The sequence below is a fragment of the Streptomyces sclerotialus genome (genome assembly GCF_040907265.1).
Classification (GTDB): domain Bacteria; phylum Actinomycetota; class Actinomycetes; order Streptomycetales; family Streptomycetaceae; genus Streptomyces; species Streptomyces sclerotialus.
The window spans coordinates 4953451-4970320 of sequence record NZ_JBFOHP010000002.1; the positions used below are offsets into that span (position 1 = coordinate 4953451).

Sequence of the window (16870 nt, forward strand, 5' to 3'; positions counted from 1 at the left end):
TTCACCCCCACGGGAGCCCGTGTGCGGCGATCCTGCTCCCGTGCACCCTCGCGACCTCTTCCCCGACTGGCCCCGGCCCCCGTACGAGGGCTTCACCACCGACGACCTCTTCCGCCTCCCCGGCCTCCCGGCCCACACCCAGCTGCTCGACGGCAGCTTCGTCTTCGCGGCATGTCAGAGCTTCTTCCACAGCGGCACCACCGATCTCCTGGTCGGCGGCTTGCGTGGCGCTGCGCCGGCCGATCTGCGGGTGCTCCGCCAGATGGTCATGCTGGTCGACGCGAGGAACGCCCCGGAACCCGACGTCGCCGTCGTCCGCCGGATGGCAGCGTGCCGTCGGGACCAGATGAGCGTCCGGGCCCGGGACGTGCTGCTCGCAGTGGAGGTGGTCTCGCCGGAGTCCGAGGCCCGGGACCGCGACACCAAGCCGCACAAGTACGCGGGGGCCGGGATCCCGTACTTCTGGCGGGTCGAGATGGCCGGCGTCGACGACCGCCCGACCGTCCACGTCTTCGAGCTCGGCAAGGAAGACCGGACGTACCACTCCGTCGCGATCCACCATGACCGCCTCAAGCTCACCACCCCCTTCGACATCGACATCGACCTCACGGAGATCGAAAACCTCTGACCGCCGTTCATACGTATGAGTGGCGGCATGAGCGTTGTCGCTGAGTACTCTGGCTGAGCAGACGAGACTCCGTCGCATGGGAGCAACCATGAGCGCCGCACGCGAGTACGGGCTGGACGACCAGTACGAGTGGCCCCGCCCGCCCGAGGGCGGCTGGACCGCGGACGATCTCGACCGGCTTCCGAATCTCCCTCCGCACACGGAGCTGATCGACGGGAGCCTCGTCTTCATGAGCCCGCAGCTGAAGTTCCACACCCGCACCATGTGGCTGTTGGAGTACGCGCTGCTGTCGCACATGCCGGAAGGCTTGGACGTCGACCGGGAGATGACGGTGAAGCTGGATGACAAGAACCGGCCGGAGCCCGACATCCTGGTATACCGAGCGGACGCCGATACGGGGGTCGAGCAGAGCTGGTACAAGCCCGAGGACGTCATCTTGGTGATCGAGGTGGTGTCGGAGGACTCGAGGGAGCGCGACCGCGAGGTCAAGCCGGGCAAGTACGCAGCAGCCGGAATCCCCCACTTCTGGCGGGTGGAGAAGAGCTACGGCCTGCCGGTCGTCTACGTCTACGAGATCGATCCCGCTACCAGGGTGTATACGCCGACAGGTATCTATCACGACCACTTGAAAGTCTCCGTCCCCTTCCCCATCGATATCGACCTCACCGCCGTCGGCGGCAGGCGGAGCGTGTGATCAGGCTGTTGACGCTCCACCCCTCTGCGCGGAAAATTGATTCCGTACTACGGCAACAAGACTCCGCGATGCGGAAGTAAGTGGGGCGTACGGCATGAGCACCATCGGTTTCATCGGACTCGGGATCATGGGCAGCCCGATGGCGGTCAACCTGGCGAAGGCCGGGCACACCGTGCGCGGGTGGAACCGCAGCCCGGGCAAGGCGGGCGCGCTCGTCGAGGCCGGGGGGACGGAGGCGGCGAGCATCGCCGAGGCCGTCCGGGACGCCGACGTGGTCATCACGATGGTTCCCGCTTCGCCGCAGGTCGAAGAGGTGGCGTACGGGGACGACGGCATCCTCGCCCATGCGAAGGACGGCGCGCTGCTGATCGACATGTCGTCGATCACGCCGCAGACGTCGATCGACCTGGCCGCGCGGGCCAAGGAGCGCGGCGTGCGGGTGCTGGACGCGCCCGTGTCCGGCGGTGAGGCCGGCGCGATCGAGGGAGTGCTCTCGATCATGGTTGGTGGCGAGCAGGCCGACTTCGACGCCGCCCGCCCGGTCTTCGAGGCGATGGGCAGGACCATCGTGCACTGCGGCCCGCACGGCGCCGGCCAGACCGTGAAGGCCGCCAACCAGCTGATCGTCGCCGTCAACCTCCAGGCCTGCGCCGAGGCCGTCGGCTTCCTGGAGAAGTCCGGCGTCGACCTGCCGGCCGCCCTGGAGGTGCTGAACGGCGGGCTCGCCGGTTCGGCCGTCCTCACCCGCAAGATGGCCAACTTCCTGGAGGGCGACTACCGCCCCGGCTTCAAGCTCGCGCTGCACCACAAGGACATGGGCATCGTCACGGACGCCGCCCGCGCGGTCGGCGCGACGCTGCCCGTCGGCGCGACCGCCGCCCAGCTCGTCGCCTCGGCAGTGGCGCGCGGCGACGGCGACCTGGACCACTCGGCGCTGCTGCGCGGCGTCCGCCTGATGAGCGGCGAGGACGAGAAGTAAGCACGGCGGACGGGCGGGAGCCGGGAGTTCACCTCACCTCCACGGCACCCGCCCGTGCCGCGTCTGGTCTCTTCACCTACCCCGGCGTAGCTTCCCGTGCGAGTCACGCACGAGGGAGAGCCGGGATGCCTGAGCCGACGCCGATACCCACCGACCAGCTGCGGTTCGCGATGCCGCCGACGCATGCGACCTTGGAGGAGGAGCGCCGGTACCGCAAGGAGCGGCTCGCCGCTGCGCTGCGGCTCTTCGGGCGGTACGGCTTCGAGGAGGGGGTGTCGGGCCACCTCACCGCCAGGGACCCGGAGTTCACCGACTGCTTCTGGGCGAATCCCTTCGGGATGTCGTTCCGGCACGTCACCGTCAGCGACCTGATCCTCGTCAACGGCCAGGGGCAGGTCGTCGAGGGCCGTCACCACGTCAACCAGGCCGCGTTCGCGATCCACGCGCAGATCCACGCCGCCCGCCCGGACGTGGTCGCCGCTGCGCACAGCCACTCCACCTACGGCCGGGCGCTGGCCTCGCTCGGCGAGCCGCTGGAGCCGATCACGCAGGACGTCTGTGCGTTCTACGAGGACCACGCGGTCTTCGACGCGTACACGGGTGTCGTCGTGGACGAGGCGGAAGGGCGGCGGATCGCGGCCGCGCTGGGGCCGCACAAGGCGGTGATCCTGCGCAACCACGGGCTGCTGACGGTCGGGGACTCGGTGGACGCGGCGGCCTGGTGGTTCCTCGCGATGGAACGGTGCTGCCAGGTGCAGCTGGCGGCGAAGGCCGCGGGCAAGCCCGTACTCATCGATCACGGCAGTGCGCTGCGCACCAGGGAGCAGCTCGGCAGCGACCTGGTGGCCTGGATCAACTACCAGCCGCTGTTCCAGCAGATCAGCCGCGAGGAGCCGGACCTGTTCGGCTGAGCGCCCGGGGCCCGTACGCGCGGCCGTCCGAAACGTACGCGCGGCCGGTCTCACCCTTCGGAACAGGGCGGTTGGCGCCGGCCCCGCGCGCTCGGCACAATGCGCTGCCAACGCTGCCATCAGGGAGCGGTGGACGGCGACTACGGGTAGCGGGCGGTACGGACATGTCGGTGGACGCGGCGGGCCGACAGGCCGGACAGCACGGGCCGTACGAGCAGCACGGGCAGCACGGGCAGGGCACGGCGGGCGGGCACGGCCGGTCCGCCACGGCCGCGGCAGCGGGCCGGGCCACGGAAGCGGGTACGCGTACGGAGTGCGACTGCGGGGACTGTCCGCGCGGCGCCCGCACGGGACACCGGCAGGCGGTCGCCGCGTTCCTCGCGCTGCGCGAGGACTTCGCCGCCGGGCGCGGCGTACCGTACGGCCTGGCGCACTCCGCGGGCGCGGCGCGCCAGTGGATCTCCGACGAACTGGCCCAGTCGGCGCGGGCGGTCGCCGAGCGCGCCGCCGCCGCGGGCCGGGCCCGCGGCGAGGCGGTCCGGCGCCGTACGCCCCTGGTCCTGTGGGGCGCGGTCGGCGCCCTGCTCGTCGTGCAGTCGCTCACCGCGATCGGCGCGGGCTGGACGGACTCCCGTACGGCGGCGCTGGCGGCTGCCGTCGTCCTGGCCGCGCTGCTCACCGCGGCCGCCCGGTGGCACCACGGCGGTCTCCTCGCGCCCGTCACCGGCCCGGACAACCGGCTGTCCACCTCCCGTGCGGTCGCCACGGCCTGGCTGCTGCCCGTCGTCTGGGCCGTCCTGATGTTCGCCGCGCGGCTGGCGCTGGCCCCGGACGCCGCCGAGCGCCGCCGGCTGCTGGCGGGGCTCGACCTCTCGCGCGGCGCCGGGCTGCTCACCGTGGTGGCGCTCGCCTGCGCCGCCACGGTCGCCGCGGCCCGGCTGGCGTCCGTCCGTATCCGTACCGGGCGGCAGCAGAAGGTGCCCGCCGAGTACCCGCGCGCCGGGGACCTGCTGACCGACGACGCGGGCCGCGGCAGCTTCGCCGACGCGCAGTACGTGCTCCTGAACGCGGTCGCCGTGGTCTTCGCCGCGGTCCGCCTCGCCGCCGAACCGGACCGGCTGCCGGACCTCCCGTGGGGGCTGGTGGTGCTGGCGGCGGTCAGCGCGGTGACGTACCTGGCGGGCAAGTACGCGGAGGGCGCCCGCCCGGTCGTGCTCTCCGTCGTGCGGGCCCGTGAGATCGGCGGCCTGGACGGGCCGGTCCGTACCGGCGACGACATCGAGATCCGCGGCAGCGGCTTCGTGCCGCCGGGCGCCCAGCCGCCGCACCGGCTGGCCCGCACGGTCGTCCGGATCGGAACGGTCGACGTCCACGTACCGCTGGTGCCGGTCCCCGGCGGCTTCGCCAACCCGTCGGACGGGGTGCTGGTCGTCCCGGTACCGGCCGACGTGGAACCGGGCCGCGCCGAGGTACGGGTCATCACGGCGGCCGGCGCCGAATCCGCCGCCTACCCGCTCTTCGTGCAGGAGTGACGTACGGGTGATCGGCGCACCCTGATCCGGGCGGTTCCGTTGAATGTTCTGTGACGCCCGGCCCGTATCAGTCTTCGAACGCCTGCCCGTGGGCAGAATCGTCCGCGCCGGGCGGCGACGCAGAGGCGGGAGGACATCATGGTGCACACGGGCAGATCGCTCGCGATCGACCACGGAGGAACGGGCGGCGGGCACGGCCCCGGCGGGCTGCGCGGCGCGCTCGGACGGTACGCGCTGCTGCCGCTGCGGATCTTCCTCGGCGTCACCTTCGTCTACGCGGGCCTGGACAAACTCACCGATCCGGGGTTCTTCGCGGCCTCCGGCACCGGCTCGATCGGCGAGACGATGCGCCAGTCGCGGGACGCCGCCGGGGTGCCGGCCCTGGTCGACCTGGCGCTCAACAGCCCCGCCGGTTTCGGCTACGCGCTCGCGGCGGGTGAGCTGGCCGTCGGCATCGGGGTGCTGCTCGGGGTCCTCGGCCGGGTCGCGGCGCTCGGCGGCGCGCTGATCTCGCTGAGCCTCTGGCTGACCGTCAGCTGGTCGGTCACGCCGTACTACCTCGGCAACGACCTCGCGTACCTGATGGCGTGGCTGCCGCTGGTGCTGGCCGGTACGCCGTACCTCTCCCTCGACGCCCTGCTCGCCAAGCGCCGCCGCCGGTTCGGCCGGCACCTCATCGGCTGACGGGGGCCCCGTCCTCCGGTGGCGGCGGCTGCCCGTCCTTGCGCCGCCCCCGGCGGGCCAGGCCGTACAGCGCCGAGACCGCTCCCGTGAGGAACAGCCCGGCGGGCAGGGCGATCAGGGGCCAGGCGCCGGGTACGGCGACCCGGCCCGCAGAGTCCAGTACGTAGACGCCGCCGATGCCCAGCGCGGTCAGGCCCGTCACGAGCCTGCCGGGCCGGAATTCATGCCGCAGCACCGTCTGCCGCCTCCTCTCGTCCCGGCGTGCCCGGAACCGGCGGTGTCCCCGGATCCGTCGGTGTGCCTGGAGCTGCCGGTGTGCCTGGAGTTGTCGGTGTTGCCGGAACCGCCGGTGTTCCCGGAGCCGGCGGCCGGGTGCCCGGCGTCGGCCCGTAATGCAGTTCGGCCTGTCCGAGCCCCACTTCGAGGTGCAGGTCCAGCGTGCCGTGCAGCCGCTCGCCCTTCTTCAGGCCGTGCGCGGGCAGCGTCACCGTACGGGACCGGTCCGCCGAGACGTCCACGTCCTCGGGCGCCTCGTCCGGCAGCTGGATGTCGCCGAGCCCGACCTCGACGTGCACCCGCGTCCGTACGCCGTCCGGCAGCGTCACCCGCAGCAGCCCGGCGCCCACCTCGGCACGGGTCCGGACGGTCTGCCCCTGCGTGAGCCGCAGCGCGCCGAGGTCCAGGCTGCCCCGGCCCGCGCCCAGTTCGTACGAGGGCCGGACCTCCGCCGCTGACGACGGCAGCCATGTACGGTCGTCCCAGTCCGTGCTGATGTCGCGCGGGAGCACGGCCGTCGCGCCGAGCAGCAGTGCGGTGACCACGACCATGAACACCGTGCCGCCGCCGGTCCTGCCCAGCCACGCGCTGAGCACCATGCCGAGCCCGAACACCACCAGCGCGGCCGCCAGACCCGCCTGCAGGCTCTCCGGCACCGAGGCGTCGTGCCAGGAGGCCGTCGCGGCCGTCGCGCCGACGGCCAGCGCCAGCAGGAACGTCAGGCCGCCGATCGACCGCCCGGCGCGCTTCGGCCGCCGCCCCTCCGGGGCGTCCCGCCGCGCCGTGGCTCCCGCGCCCCGGCCGTCCCCGTACGCACCGGCCCGGCCCGGCGCGCCGCCCGCTGACGCCTCGTACGACGGCGTGTCCGCGGGCCCCCAGAGATAGCCGGTGCGGCCGGCGTGCGTGCCCGCCGCCGGGCCGTCCTTCGTGAGCGGGTCCCGCCACCACGAGGGGCTGCCCGGCGCGGGCGGTGCCTGCGTCTCGGGCGGCGCGTCCGCGACGGCCTGTGCGGTCACCGGGTCCACCGGTCCGGCGCCGTGCGCCGCGGCCCGCCGCTGCTTCGACCAGTACGCCGAACCGGCCACCGCGAGCGCGAGCATGACCGTGAACGCCAGGCCGCCGCCCCGGCCGAGCACCGAGAGGAACAGCCCGCAGCCGACCAGCGCCACCAGGATCGCGGTCAGCGCCGCGCCCTCGACGCGCCCGGACAGCAGCCGCCGTACCTCGTTCTCGTCCTCGTGCTCCACCGGGATCAGCAGCCAGGCGAAGCCGTACACGATGAGGCCGATGCCGCTGCTGACGGCCAGTACGGCGAGCACGATGCGGAAGATCACCGGGTCCAGGTCCCAGTGCCGCCCCAGGCCGCCGCACACCCCGGCCACCACCTTCTGGCGGCTGCGCCGCAACGGGCGCGGGGGCGGGGGCGGGGGATCGGCGGTCGCGCCGGTCTGCGGCCCGGGAGGGGGAGCATCGTTCATGCGCCCATGGTGGCAAGCGGAACCGGCGCCCGGTATCAGTGACAACCCTGGCCGGTCCCTGAGATCACCCGGGGGTGCGGTCCGAGGGCCGCCGGATATCGACCGGTTCTGATCGTCTACGACTGCCGATGCTCGACAGTCGACCATGACCGGCCCGTAACAGGTGTGGCTCCGTTGACTATCGTTGTTACCTGACGGGTTATGGGGGAGCCGGAGGGCGTGCGGTGTCGGAGGCTGCGGTGGACGAGGGTCGGCTGGTCGCCGGGCGGTACCGCCTGCTCGAACGCATCGGTCAGGGCGGCATGGGCACCGTCTGGCGGGCCCAGGACGAACTGCTCGGCCGTCAGGTCGCCGTCAAGCGCCTGCACGCCTCCTCGCTCCAGCTGGAGCCGGACGAGCTGGCCATGCGCAACGAGCGCACCCGCCGCGAAGCCCGGGCCGCCGCGCGCATCAACCACTCCAACGTCGTCGGCGTGCACGACGTCGTGGACGACGCGGGCCTGCCCTGCATCGTCATGGAGTACGTGCCCTCCGTGACGCTCGGCGACGTCATCAAGGAAGCCGTGCTCGCCGGGGAGGGCGTACCGCCCGCCGAGGCCGCCCGCATCGGCCGCGGCATGATCGCCGCGCTGCGCGCCGCGCACTCGGCGGGCGTCCTGCACCGCGACGTGAAGCCGGGCAACGTCCTGCTCGGCGAGGACGGCCGGGTGGTGCTGACCGACTTCGGGATCGCGGTGGCCTCCGGTACGTCCACCCTCACCAAGACCGGCGAACTGGTCGGCTCCATCGACTACTTGGCCCCCGAGCGGGTGAAGGGCGGCACCCCCGGCCCCGCCTCCGACCTGTGGGCGCTGGGCGCGACGCTGTACCAGGCGGTCGAGGGCCGGCCGCCGTTCCGCAAGAGCACCGCGGTCGAGACGGCGTACGCGATCGCCGTCGACCCGCTGGTGCCGCCCCGCAACGCCGGACCGCTCACGGCCCTCATCGAGGCGCTGCTCGCCAAGGAGCCGGCGGACCGCCCGACGGCCGAGGCCGTCGAACGCACCCTCCGCGCACCCGCCTCCGAGGCCACCACGGAGGCGTTCACGACGAACTTCACGACGACGGGGGCAGGCACGGGAACGGGCTCGGGAACCGGCCCGGAGACCGACCCGGGGGCCGACCCGGGGACCGACCCTGCGAAGGCCACCGCGTACACCGCTACGGACACGGACAGAGGTGCCGGTACGGGCCCGGGAGCCGGTACGGGCCCGGGTCATGGCACGGGCCCGGGTGCGCGCACGAGCTGGGGCGTCGGTACGGGTGCGGGTACGAACCCTGGCACGGCCATCGGTCCCCGTGACACCCAGGCCGGCGGTCTTTCCGGCGTCCCCGCCCAGCGCGACACCTCCGCCACCAGCCGTGTCCCCGTGGGTGACCTGGCGGCGGCCGACCGGCCGGCCCCCGCCCGCCGCCGCCCCCTGCGCTTCGTCCTGTGGGGCGCGGTGGCCGTCGTGGCAGCGGGCGCGGTCACGGCCGGGGTGCTGCACCTCCTGCGGGACGGCGGCGGGGTCCAGGCGGTCCCCGGCGGATCCGACGAGCCGTCCGCCTCCGCGAGCGCCGGCGAGCAGGCCCCGCCGAAGGTCCCCGAGGGCTACCACCTCGTGACCGAGAAGAAGATGGGCGTCTCCTTCCCGGTGCCGGACGGCTGGACCCGCAAGGCCATGCCGGACCGCAACGAGGTCGACTACCTCCATCCGTCCGGCCTCGTCGGCCTCAAGGTCAGCGTGCTGGGCTTCGCCAGCTCCAACCACGTCCGCCACTTCGAGCAGGTCGAGCAGCAGCTCAAGGCCAAGTCGGAGGGGTACGAGCGGCTGCGGCTGCAGGACACGCTCTTCCAGGGGCAGCCCGCCGCGATCTGGGAGTTCACCTTCCAGGGCCGGGCGCGTGAGTTCCGCGCCATCGACCTCGGCTTCGGCAAGGAGGGCGAGAACGAGTACGCGCTCTACCTGTCCGCGCCGAAGGCCCAGTGGGCGCAGTACCAGAACGTCTTCAACGTGGCCCGCGACGGCTTCCGGGAGAAGTAGGCGGAAGCAGGCACGCGACCGATCAGGGGACGATCAGGGACGACCCTGATGCCCGGGCGTCCGTCCGCATGTGACGATCGGGAGCATGACGACCGCCCCACCCCGTACCGAGGGCCCCTACGCCCCGGTGCCCGACCCCGACGGCCCGCCCCCGCGCCGCCTCTACCGCAGCGCCGACGGCCGGCTCCTCGGCGGTGTCGCCCGCGGCCTGGCCGGCCACCTGGGGCTGCCCGTCTCCTGGGTACGGGTCGTCTTCGTCGCGCTCCTCGTGGCGCAGGGCATGGGCGCCCTTCTGTATGCCGCGTTCTGGTTCTTCGTGCCCCTGGGGGTCGGCGGCGTCGACGCCCACCGGCACCCGGCGTACGGCGCGTACGGCGCGTACGGCCTTGAGGGTGCGGGCCCCGACGGGCGCCGCCGCCGCGTCCGCCGCCCCGACAAGGGCCAGCTCTTCGCCCTCATCGCGCTGGTCATCGGCGCCTTCGTCCTCGCGTCGAACTTCGAGCTCGGCGGGCGGGCCAACGCCTACCTGTGGCCGGTGGTGCTGATCGGCGCGGGCGTCGCCCTCGTGTGGCGGCAGGCCGACAACGCCCGCCGCGCCCAGTGGCTGGAGCTGGGCCGACGCAAGGGCGTGCTGCCCTTCGTGCGCGGCGCGGCCGGCGTCCTCCTGGTCGGCATCGGCGTCACCGCCATCGTGATCCTCCAGGGCTCGGTGCGGAACCTCGGCTCGGTCCTCCAGGCCGCCCTCGCCGTCGTCGTCGGCATCGCCCTGCTCGCGGGCCCCTACCTGGTGCGCATGACGCAGGACCTCTCGGAGGAGCGCCTGATGCGCATTCGTGCCCAGGAGCGGGCCGAGGTCGCGGCCCACGTCCACGACTCCGTCCTGCACACCCTCACGCTCATCCAGCGCAGCGCCGACGACCCCCGGGAGGTGGCCCGCCTCGCCCGAGCCCAGGAGCGGGAGCTGCGCGCCTGGCTCTACAAGCCGGAGGGGCGCGGCAAGGACGAGGACGAGGAGCCGGACCGGCTCGCGGACGCCGTCCGCACGGCGGCGGCCGAGGTCGAGGACGCGCACGGCGTGCCGATCGAGGTCGTGGTCGTCGGCGACTGCCCGCTGGACGAGAAGCTCGGCGCCCAGATGCAGGCCGCGCGCGAGGCGATGGTGAACGCCGCCAAGTACGGTGGCAGCGGCGGCGCGGTGCAGGTCTTCGCCGAGGTGGAGGGCCGGACGGTGTTCGTCTCGGTACGCGACCGGGGGCCGGGCTTCGACCTGGACGCGGTGCCGGGTGACCGGATGGGCGTACGGGAGTCCATCATCGGGCGGATGCAGCGCAACGGCGGTACGGCACGGCTGCGCTCGGCCCCGGACGGGGGGACGGAAGTGGAACTGGAAATGGAGAGGGCCGCGGAATGAACGCCACCGAAGCAGCGCAGGGGAGCGGCGAGGGGGAGGCCCGGCGGGCACGGGTGGTCCTCGTCGACGACCACCGGATGTTCCGTACGGGCGTCCAGGCCGAGATCGGGCAGACCGACGTGACCGGCGTCGAGGTGGTCGGCGAGGCCGCCGACGTCGACCAGGCGGTCACGGTGATCACGGCCACCCGGCCGGAGGTCGTCCTGCTGGATGTGCACCTGCCCGGAGGCGGTGGTGTGGAGGTCCTGCGCCGGTCCGCGTCCCTGATGGCCGACCCGGAACGCCCGGTCCGCTTCCTGGCCCTCTCGGTCTCCGACGCGGCGGAGGACGTCATCGGCGTCATCCGCGGCGGCGCGCGCGGCTACGTCACGAAGACGATCACGGGGACCGACCTCGTCGACGCGATCTTCCGCGTCGCGGACGGCGACGCGGTCTTCTCACCCCGCCTGGCCGGTTTCGTCCTCGACGCGTTCGCGTCCACGGACGCCCCGCCGGTCGACGAGGACCTCGACCGCCTCACGCAGCGCGAGCGCGAGGTGCTGCGGCTGATCGCCCGCGGCTACGCGTACAAGGAGATCGCCAAGCAGCTCTTCATCTCCGTCAAGACGGTCGAGTCGCACGTCTCGGCGGTCCTCCGCAAGCTCCAGCTCTCGAACCGCCACGAGCTGACGCGCTGGGCGACCGCCCGCCGCCTGATCTGACGTCGTCGGACGGCAGGCGGAGTTCGCACCACACGGTCTTGCCGACGCCGTACGGGCGGGGCGCGGTGCCCCACGCGTCCGCGAGCGCGGCGACGAGGGCGAGCCCCGCCCCGACTTGTCGCCGGGCCCGGCGTCCCGCGGCTCCGGCGGCACGCTGCTCGCGTCCGCGACCTCCAGGCGTAGCCGGCCACCGCGCACGACGGCGCGTGCGCGCAGCTCCCGGCCCGGTGACACGTGCGCGTGCCGGCACGCGTTGGTCGCCAGCTCGCTGAGCAACAGCACGGCGGTGTCCGCGACTTCGTCGGGAATCTTCCACGCCCGCGCCTGTGCGGCGAGCAGTGTACGCGCCCTCCCGACGCTCCGTGCGCTTCGCGGCAAACGCCACTCGATGTCCTGAGGTGTTCCGTCAGTCATGCGCAGAGCGTGACCGCTCGGGCTTACGTTATGGAGCCACGACTCGTGTACACGATGACGTTGTACACGGCGCGACCCCGGAGGTGGGCTGTGTCGGACGCCTGGCGCTACTGCGGTAACCAGATCAAGCTGTGGCGGACCCAGGCGGGTGTCTCCCGGGAGGACTTGGGCCGGGAGGCCAACTACGAGTACGAGACCGTCAAGTCGATGGAGCTCGGCCGCCGCCGCCCGTCCCTCCGCCTCCTCCAGGTCGCCGACGACATGTGCAGCGCACGCGGCCTGCTCCTGGCAGCGCATAGCTACCTGAAACCGGCGCCGTACCCGACGCGCTCGCAGGAGTACATGGCCCTGGAAGCCGAAGCCATCGCCGTGCACTGGTACGAGCCGCTGCTCATCCCCGGCCTGCTCCAGACCGAGGACTACGCCCGGGTCCTGATGAGCGAGACCTATCCCCCCTCGGACGACGAGACGGTCGAGGAACGGGTGAGTGCCCGGCTGCGCCGCCAGGAGGCGCTGTGGCCCCGGCCGCGTGCGGTGTTCGACTTCGTCATCTACGAGGCAGCGCTGCGGACCGGCGTCGGCGGCGGCAAGGTCATGCACCGGCAGCTCTGCCGGCTGCTGGAGATCGGTGAGTTGCGGAACATCTCGATCCAGGTGCTCCCCATGGGCCGCTGCAGCGGAGTGGCCCTCATTGGCCCCATGGTGCTCCTGGAGACGACCGACCACGACCGGTACGTCTACGTCGAAGGCCAGCGGACGAGCGCGCTCTACGCTGACGCCGAGAAGGTCAGTGAGTTGACGCAGCGGCATGGCATGATCCGCCAACATGCCCTCTGCGTCGAGGAGTCGGCTGAGTTCGTGAGGAAGGTGGCGGCGGAATATGAGTGACGAGCTCGTGTGGCGCAAGTCGAGCTACAGCGACGACGAGGGCGGTGCCTGCGTCGAGGTCGCTGCCCACGCGGCACGCGTATACGTGAGGGATTCCAAAGCGGGGCCCGAAGGCCCCCTTTTGGCGATAGCCCCCGCGGCCTGGGCGGCATTTGTCGCGTACGCCGCCGGAGGCGAATAGTCACCGCGTACCCCGTCTGCGGAGCACCGCCGTGGTGACCGGAGAGTGGAGCTCCCAGCCCATGGCCCGGTACAGGGACAGACCGTCGTCCCGGGCCACCAGGACGCCCTGCGTCGCCCCCCGTTGGGCGGCGCGGGCAGCCAGGGCCGTCATCACGACCCGGCCCAGGCCCTGGCGGCGGTGTGCCGGGTCCGTGCGGACCTGGTCGAAGACGGCCGTCGCGCCGGCCAGCGCGACGCGGCCGCCCGCCGCCACCTCCCCCGTGGCGGCGAACGCACGCGCGTCGACGAGGCCGCCCTGGGCGACCGTCTCGACGACGTACCCGCCCGGCAGCACGGCCGGGTCCGGCGGCGGTGCGGGCGCGGCGCCCGGTACCAGGCCGTCCCCGAGCCCGTCGGGCACCCCCGCCGTTCCCGAGCCGTCGCGCACCGCGCGGACCAGAGGGGCGGTCATCAGATATTCCGGCGTCCGGAACTCCCAGGAGGCCGGCAGCGCGGGCTCGACGGCCGAGCGAGGCGCGCAGACCTTCAGCCACAGGCCCGGCGTGATGAGCGCGACGGACAGGCGGCGCAGCACCGCGGGGTCCGCCGAGGGCAGGACGTACCGCGCGACCTGGTCGGTGCGGCCGACGGCTATCCGGAAGCCGCCCGGTACCTCGACCGCGCCGTCCGTGCCGCGCGAACGCACCCAGCCGTCCACCCAGGCGCGCACGACCTCGGGCCGTGCCACGGGCACGCGGTGGTGCTCGGTCATTGTGTCCACGGACCCGATCGTATTGCGAGAGCTTCGCAATAGTGACGGTCGAATTCGGCCCCCTTGCATAACGCTGCCGGGGCCACCCGAATCCTTGGAAAAAGAAGGCTGCTTGAGAGAGGTCAAGGGCCGTGCGGGTACATATCGGTGATGGTGTTCGGCTCTACTTCGATGTGGAGGGGGCCCAACTGGTGACGGACGGTCCGGACATGGCCGAACGGCCGACGATCGTCCTGCTCCACGGGGGACCGGGCGCTGATCACACCCTGTTCAAGCCGGAGCTTTCCGCCGCGGCCGGTTTCGCTCAGGTCATCTATCTGGATCAGCGGGGCAGCGGCCGTTCGGTGCGGTGCGAGCCGCGGCAGTGGACGTGGGAGCGGTGGGCGGACGACGCGATCGACTTCTGTGACGCGCTGGAGATCGAGCGGCCCGTGCTGGTCGGTTCGGCCAGCGGGGGGTGGGTCGCGCTGCTGGCGGCCATCCGGCACCCGGACCGGTTCGCGGGGCTGGTGCTGGACAGCGTGATGCCCGGCGACACGTACGAACGGCTGGAGATGTTCGAACGGCTGGGAGGGCCTGAGGCGCGGGACGTGGCGCTGCGGTACTGGGCGGGTGACGTGGGCGACGAGACGACCGACGCGTGGGAGCGGATCTGTCTGCCGCTGTACTCGCGGCAGCCGGGCGGGGACGCGGCCGGCCGGGACCGGCTGCGCCGGGTGCGCTGGAACGATGACGTGCTGGACCACTTCAGGACCGTGCTGGCGCGGGATTTCGACCCGTGGCGCGGGCTGGACCGGCTGGCGTGCCGGACGATGATCCTGGCGGGCGAGCAGGACCCGGTGGCGACCGCCTCGGCGGCCCGCCGCTTCGCGCACCGGCTGAGCCACACGGACGTACGGCTGCACGTGCTGGCCGACGCGGGGCACGGCGTCTTCCGTGAGGCGCCGAAACAGTCGATGGACCTGCTGCGGGACTTCGTGGTGAGCGGCCATGTGCCGCGACTGCATTGACCGGTGCGCCGGTGCGGTTTCTCTGTGGCTGAATATGGCCGGAAGGCCCGGTGTTACCGGCTGGCCGGGTGGCGCGGAGGACCAAATGCGACCGGGCGGTCGAATTCCGCGGCGGAATTGATCGACCGCTGGACCAGATCGGAAAACGGGCGGCGCGGGTGGCTGAAACGGTGCCATGTGACGTCAGTTGTCTCAGTAATTCCGTAGGCCCACTCGCGTCAGCAAAGCGTCATGACGCCCCTGAGGCCCCGCTGCTTCCCCTGGTACGGCGGCGGTCCGTGTTCAAGGGGGAGCGGACCACCGCCGTACCTTCGGCGGGGGCGGCCGGCGGCCGCCGGGGCGGATCCGACGGTGGTGGGGAGCCGGCCGCCTGAACGAGGACGCTAAACCTCCCGGCGGCGGCCGGGCGGTCGTTGCCGCCGATTGCCCGTTCCCTCACTGGGCCGTGCCCGCTTCCGCCGCCGGGTGAACGCTGCTGACCGGCGACGTGCGACAGTGCGACCGGAAGGCGAGCGACCGTTCGAGCCGTGGCGGGGCGGACCTGCCCGCCGGGCGGCGCGGCGGCGCAGTTACGATCGACCACTATGGACGTAGTGATCAATGTGTTCGTCATCCTGCACATCATCGGCATCGCCTCGCTGCTCGGCGGCTTCCTCACGCAGATGAAGGCGATGGGCGCGGGCACCGCCCGCTTCGTGCCCGCGATGCTGCACGGCGCGATCACGATGCTGGTGACCGGCGTCGTCCTGGTGGGCCTGAACCAGATGCAGGACTACGCGGTCGACAACATCAAGATCGGCGTCAAGCTCGCCGTCCTGATCGTGATCCTCGGCCTGGTCTACGTGAAGCGGGACGAGGAGAAGGTCGAGAAGCCGCTCTTCGGGCTCGTCGGCCTGCTCACGGTCGTCAACATCTGCATCGCCGTGCTCTGGACCTGACACCCGGCCCGTTCCGGCACACCCGGCCCGGTCCCGGTACACCCGGCCCGGTCCGGCGCGACGGACACACGACACGCGAAGTGCGCGGCTGCCCGAGGGCGGCCGCGCACTTCGTCGTTCCGGGGGCTGGCCAGGGGCTCAGGCCGGTCGTACGTTCCCGTAGATCGGCATGTAGTAGATCGACTCCACGCGGACGTTCGTGCCCGGCTTCGGGGCGTGGATCATCTTGCCGTCGCCTATGTACATCCCGACGTGGCTGATGTCGTCGTAGAAGAAGACCAGGTCACCCGGTTGCAGATCCTTCGTCGCGACCCGCGTGCCGGTCTTCACCTGGTCCCAGGTCGTCCGCGGCAGCGAAACGCCCGCCGCCTTCCACGCGGCCTGGGTGAGCCCCGAGCAGTCGTACGACGTGGGGCCGGTCGCGCCCCAGACGTACGGCTTGCCCAGCTGCGCGCGGGCGAAGGCGATGGCCTTCTCCGCCTTGGTGGCGTACGCACCGTCGGACGTCCCGGAGCCGGTACCGGACCCGCTGCCCGTCCCGGACCCGGACCCGCCGTCCGTACCGCCCGTGCCGCCGCCCGTACCGCCGTCCTGCTGCTCCTGCCGCTCGCGCTCGGCCTGCTCCCGCGCCAGCTCCTCGGCCTTGCGCTGCGCCTCGGCCTCCTTCTTGCGCTCCAGCTCCGCGAGCCGCGCCTTCTCCTGCGCGGTCAGCCGGGACAGCAGCTCCCGGGCCTCGGTCAGCTTGCCCTGGACGTCCTGCTTGGCCGTCTTCAGCGTCTCCTGGGACTTCTGCAGCTCCTCCAGGCCCTTGACCGCCTGCGTCCGCTTACGTGCGGCCTGCGCCTGCTGGTCCTGGTAGTCGGCGACGGCCTCCTGCTGGCGGCCGGTGAGCCGTTCCATCAGGTGGTTGCGGTCCACGAACTGCTGCGGGTCCTGCGCCAGCATCAGCTGCGCGGTCGGGCTCAGCCCGCCGGAGCGGTACTGCGCGGAGGCGAAGGTGCCCAGCTCACGCCGGGCCTCGTTCATCTTCTCGGTCCGCCGGGCCGCGGCCTCCCGCAGCCCGTCCACCTTCTCGCGCTGGGTGCCGGCGCGCTCCTTGGCGGCGTTGTACTTCTGGGTGGCGACCTCGGCCTGCCGGTACAGGCCGTCGACCTTCTTCTTGACCTCCTCGATGGAGGGCTCGGGCTTCCTGGGGGCCGCGTCCGCGGTCTGGGTGAGCAGCGTGACCGAGGCCAGCGCTGCGGTGGTGAGCCCGGCCGCCGTGCGGCGGTGCGCGGGCACGGTGAGCATGCGGGTGCGCGGCTTGCGATGAGACGCCAAGGCCGG

The 16870-nt window shown here is 72.5% G+C and carries 17 protein-coding genes and 1 pseudogene; 13 read left to right on the forward strand and 5 right to left on the reverse strand.

Going from position 1 to position 16870, the window contains the following annotated elements; translation table 11 throughout:
* Window positions 1–40: 40 nt before the first annotated feature.
* The 6 genes from AAC944_RS22050 (at window position 41) to AAC944_RS22075 (ending at window position 5428) form a co-directional block, all read left to right on the forward strand.
* Window positions 41–628: a Uma2 family endonuclease gene (locus AAC944_RS22050; RefSeq protein WP_030609841.1), complete on the forward strand. Its 588-nt coding sequence runs from the start codon at window positions 41–43 to the stop codon at window positions 626–628.
* A gap of 88 nt (window positions 629–716) precedes the next feature.
* Window positions 717–1322 carry a Uma2 family endonuclease gene (locus AAC944_RS22055; protein ID WP_030609838.1) on the forward strand — a complete coding sequence of 202 codons (606 nt, stop codon included), beginning with the start codon at window positions 717–719 and terminating at the stop codon, window positions 1320–1322.
* Between the two features lie 94 nt (window positions 1323–1416).
* Window positions 1417–2301 (forward strand): 2-hydroxy-3-oxopropionate reductase, encoded by an 885-nt coding sequence (locus AAC944_RS22060; RefSeq protein ID WP_030609835.1) that lies wholly within the window; start codon window positions 1417–1419, stop codon window positions 2299–2301.
* A gap of 125 nt (window positions 2302–2426) precedes the next feature.
* The gene (locus tag AAC944_RS22065; protein ID WP_030609833.1) at window positions 2427–3212 is read left to right on the forward strand and encodes a class II aldolase/adducin family protein; all 786 of its coding nucleotides are present in this window, start codon (window positions 2427–2429) and stop codon (window positions 3210–3212) included.
* A 164-nt stretch (window positions 3213–3376) separates the two neighbouring features.
* Window positions 3377–4744: a hypothetical protein gene (locus tag AAC944_RS22070; protein ID WP_368396399.1), complete on the forward strand. Its 1368-nt coding sequence runs from the start codon at window positions 3377–3379 to the stop codon at window positions 4742–4744.
* Between the two features lie 138 nt (window positions 4745–4882).
* Window positions 4883–5428 (forward strand): DoxX family protein, encoded by a 546-nt coding sequence (locus AAC944_RS22075; protein WP_030609827.1) that lies wholly within the window; start codon window positions 4883–4885, stop codon window positions 5426–5428.
* Here AAC944_RS22075 and AAC944_RS22080 read toward each other — a convergent pair.
* Together AAC944_RS22080 and AAC944_RS22085 are read right to left on the reverse strand one after the other, a co-directional pair.
* Entirely contained in the window at window positions 5418–5663 is a 246-nt protein-coding gene (locus tag AAC944_RS22080; RefSeq protein ID WP_030609824.1) for a hypothetical protein, read from the reverse strand. The two genes, AAC944_RS22075 and AAC944_RS22080, sit on opposite strands and share 11 nt — an antisense overlap.
* Window positions 5650–7182 (reverse strand): PspC domain-containing protein, encoded by a 1533-nt coding sequence (locus AAC944_RS22085; RefSeq protein WP_078888349.1) that lies wholly within the window; start codon window positions 7180–7182, stop codon window positions 5650–5652. The genes AAC944_RS22080 and AAC944_RS22085 overlap by 14 nt, the downstream gene beginning before the upstream one ends.
* 239 nt (window positions 7183–7421) lie before the next feature.
* Here AAC944_RS22085 and AAC944_RS22090 point away from each other — a divergent pair, with 239 nt between their 5' ends.
* From AAC944_RS22090 to AAC944_RS22100, 3 genes are all read left to right on the forward strand, one after another.
* Window positions 7422–9248 (forward strand): protein kinase domain-containing protein, encoded by a 1827-nt coding sequence (locus AAC944_RS22090; protein ID WP_368396400.1) that lies wholly within the window; start codon window positions 7422–7424, stop codon window positions 9246–9248.
* An 85-nt stretch (window positions 9249–9333) separates the two neighbouring features.
* A complete protein-coding gene (locus AAC944_RS22095) occupies window positions 9334–10659 on the forward strand; it encodes a PspC domain-containing protein (RefSeq protein WP_030609815.1) in 1326 nt (441 codons plus the stop codon).
* Entirely contained in the window at window positions 10656–11360 is a 705-nt protein-coding gene (locus AAC944_RS22100) for a LuxR C-terminal-related transcriptional regulator (RefSeq protein WP_030609812.1), read from the forward strand. The genes AAC944_RS22095 and AAC944_RS22100 overlap by 4 nt, the downstream gene beginning before the upstream one ends.
* Before the next feature lie 171 nt (window positions 11361–11531).
* Here AAC944_RS22100 and AAC944_RS22105 read toward each other — a convergent pair.
* Window positions 11532–11774 (reverse strand): annotated as a pseudogene (locus AAC944_RS22105) (ATP-binding protein); the annotation flags it as partial.
* 90 nt (window positions 11775–11864) lie between these two features.
* On the opposite strand from AAC944_RS22105, the gene AAC944_RS22110 reads away from it, so the two are divergent.
* Both AAC944_RS22110 and AAC944_RS22115 read left to right on the forward strand, forming a co-directional pair.
* Window positions 11865–12662, forward strand: coding sequence for a helix-turn-helix domain-containing protein (locus AAC944_RS22110; protein ID WP_030609809.1), 798 nt, complete (start codon window positions 11865–11867; stop codon window positions 12660–12662).
* A complete protein-coding gene (locus AAC944_RS22115) occupies window positions 12655–12843 on the forward strand; it encodes a DUF397 domain-containing protein (protein WP_037771492.1) in 189 nt (62 codons plus the stop codon). The genes AAC944_RS22110 and AAC944_RS22115 overlap by 8 nt, the downstream gene beginning before the upstream one ends.
* Here AAC944_RS22115 and AAC944_RS22120 read toward each other — a convergent pair whose 3' ends face one another.
* The gene (locus AAC944_RS22120; protein ID WP_030609806.1) at window positions 12844–13596 is read right to left on the reverse strand and encodes a GNAT family N-acetyltransferase; all 753 of its coding nucleotides are present in this window, start codon (window positions 13594–13596) and stop codon (window positions 12844–12846) included. It abuts the gene before it with no gap.
* Window positions 13597–13805: 209 nt separating this feature from the next.
* Between AAC944_RS22120 and AAC944_RS22125 the strand changes: the two genes are divergently transcribed.
* On the forward strand, window positions 13806–14606 hold the full coding sequence (locus AAC944_RS22125) for an alpha/beta fold hydrolase (protein ID WP_196942832.1): 801 nt from the start codon (window positions 13806–13808) through the stop codon (window positions 14604–14606).
* Between the two features lie 584 nt (window positions 14607–15190).
* Entirely contained in the window at window positions 15191–15544 is a 354-nt protein-coding gene (locus AAC944_RS22130) for a hypothetical protein (RefSeq protein WP_030609800.1), read from the forward strand.
* Window positions 15545–15682: 138 nt separating this feature from the next.
* Here the strand turns inward: AAC944_RS22130 and AAC944_RS22135 are convergent, their stop codons facing one another.
* The gene (locus tag AAC944_RS22135) at window positions 15683–16864 is read right to left on the reverse strand and encodes a C40 family peptidase (RefSeq protein ID WP_030609797.1); all 1182 of its coding nucleotides are present in this window, start codon (window positions 16862–16864) and stop codon (window positions 15683–15685) included.
* Window positions 16865–16870: the final 6 nt, after the last annotated feature.